1 pseudogene is annotated in these 267 nt (G+C 52.8%); it reads left to right on the top strand.

The annotated features are described in order from the left end of the window. Window positions 1–31: 31 nt before the first annotated feature. Window positions 32–267, top strand: a pseudogene (locus KK062_RS30355) (MFS transporter); the annotation flags it as partial.

Raw genomic sequence — 267 nt, 5'->3', positions numbered from 1 at the left:
AACGTGTATTTTTGCCCCCGGTATGGAACGGATGGCAGAGATTTCTACAGCCGCGGACCCGACAATGAGTGCGGAGGCGGCCCAAAAGACGGTTTTTTCGATTCTTTTTACGATTAGTTTTTCCCACCTGCTCAACGACATGATGCAGGCCGTGATTCCGGCGGTGTATCCGCTGATCAAGGACAGCTTCCACCTGTCGTTTACCCAAATCGGTTTGATTACGCTTACGTTCCAGCTTACGGCGTCGCTGTTGCAGCCGTTCGTGGG

The organism is Dawidia cretensis (genome assembly GCF_018598175.1).
In the GTDB taxonomy this organism is placed as follows: Bacteria; Bacteroidota; Bacteroidia; order Cytophagales; family Cyclobacteriaceae; genus Ohtaekwangia; species Ohtaekwangia cretensis.
The sequence above is the reverse complement of the archived record's forward strand: the minus strand, read 5'-3'. Positions and strand labels throughout refer to the sequence as shown.